The sequence below is a fragment of the Clostridium lacusfryxellense genome, assembly GCF_018861735.1.
In the GTDB taxonomy this organism is placed as follows: domain Bacteria; phylum Bacillota; class Clostridia; order Clostridiales; family Clostridiaceae; genus Clostridium_AD; species Clostridium_AD lacusfryxellense.
In genome coordinates, this window is the sequence record NZ_JAHLEB010000134.1 from 1 (window position 1) to 1,735 (window position 1,735).

Sequence of the window (1,735 nt, forward strand, 5' to 3'; positions counted from 1 at the left end):
ATTTATTTAATTCATATAAAATCTCCTGAGTCCTTCCCACTGCAAATGAGGGTATAATAACATTTCCTCCTCTTGCAAAGGTCTCCTTAATTATTCTTAATAACTCCTTTAGATCCTCATTAATTTCAGGATGAACCCTATTGCCATATGTGGTCTCTATTATCAAGTAATCAGTATGCTTAATGATGGTTGGATCTTTTATAATTGACTTATTTATATTACCCAAATCACCACTGTACAAAAGTTTTACTTCCTCTTGATTTTTTTCTGTCATATATAATTCAATAATAGCAGAACCCAAAAGATGCCCTGCATCTCTAAATCTAATTTTTAAGCCTTCAAAAACCTCTATCATCTCATCATATTGAAATGCTCTAAAAAGATTAAGGGAAAGCTCAGCCAATTTAGTTGTATAAAGTGGTTCTAGAGCTTTTAATCCCTGCCTTGTTCTTTTTCTATTTTTCCACTCAATCTCAGATTCATGAATGTGTCCACTGTCTGGAAGCATAATACTACATAAATCCTTTGTTGCCTGAGTGGATAAAATATCTCCCTTAAACCCCATCTTATAAAGTAGAGGTATTCTTCCACAATGATCTATATGGGCATGTGATAAAATCACATAATCTACCTCTTTAGGATTAAAATCAAACTCCTCATTTGAAAATACCTTTTCACCCTTTCCCTGATATAAACCACAATCGAGCAAAACAGTCTTTCCGTTTATGTGTAAAATGTGACATGAACCTGTAACAGTTTTTGCTGCTCCATAGAATTGAATTTTCATAATAGTCCTCCTCATCATCATGTGGATAAGAGTGTTCTAACATTACGCTAAATTCTGTCAAAAGCTTTCAAAATATGGTAAGTTGTATAATGAAATGACCGAAGGGTAACAAAAAAATAAAGACTCAAGAGAAATACTCTAGTATAATGTTAAGTGACAAAACCAACATATACGGGAGGATTTCACATGAGTCAATTAAATTTTATCACACAGAGCAGAAAAGGTAAACACCTAACATACGAGGAACGCATAAAGTTAGAAGCTCTACTCAAAATGGGACTTAGTTCAGGTTGTATTGTGGAGCAATTAGGTGGGCGTTCAGAACGTACAATACGACGTGAAATTGCTAAAGGAAGGGTAGAACTATTAAATAGTGACTTAACCACTCGAATGGAATATAGTGCCGAAGTTGGGCAGTCAGAACATGACACACAAGCTACAGCTAAAGGTCCTTCATTGAAAATAGGAAAAGATCATAAATTGGTGAAGTACCTAGAAAAAGCCATTGGTATAGATAGCGAATCTCCGTATGCAGCGATACAAAACATCACAAATAAAAATCTACAATTTGAAACAACTATTTGCTTCAAAACTGTGTATAACTATTTGGATAATAATTTATTTTTAAATATAAGTAACAAAGATTTGCCCGTTAAAAAGAATGCTAAAAAGAGAAACTATAAAAAAATAAGGCCAGCATATAATAATACCAAAGGAACAAGCATATCAGAAAGACCTGCAGCGGTAGCAGCACGTGATGAAATAGGCCACTGGGAAATGGACACCGTAGTAGGTAAACAGGGTACAAAGACTGTCTTAATGGTGTTAAGCGAAAGAGTGTTAAACGTCAAATTATACCTAATTGAAAAGGCGTTTTATTTCTATTACTAGTAACTGATTTACGTCAGATTACCACTATAAATTCACTTTATCAATAAGAAAACATCA

At 33.8% G+C, this 1,735-nt stretch carries 2 protein-coding genes; one reads left to right on the forward strand and one right to left on the reverse strand.

What is annotated here, in order from left to right; genetic code table 11:
* Positions 1–787, reverse strand: a 787-nt coding sequence (locus KPL55_RS25570; RefSeq protein WP_216309567.1) for an MBL fold metallo-hydrolase, incomplete at its 3' end; no start/stop codon positions are given.
* 186 nt (positions 788–973) lie between these two features.
* On the opposite strand from KPL55_RS25570, the gene KPL55_RS25575 reads away from it, so the two are divergent.
* Positions 974–1,678, forward strand: coding sequence for an IS30 family transposase (locus tag KPL55_RS25575; RefSeq protein ID WP_216309568.1), 705 nt, complete (start codon positions 974–976; stop codon positions 1,676–1,678).
* The last annotated feature ends 57 nt before the right edge of the window (positions 1,679–1,735 follow it).

Excerpts from the sequence above, each read along its gene's own strand:
- KPL55_RS25575 (WP_216309568.1), top strand. The coding sequence starts at position 974 with ATGAGTCAATTAAATTTTATCACACAGAGCAGAAAAGGTAAACACCTA.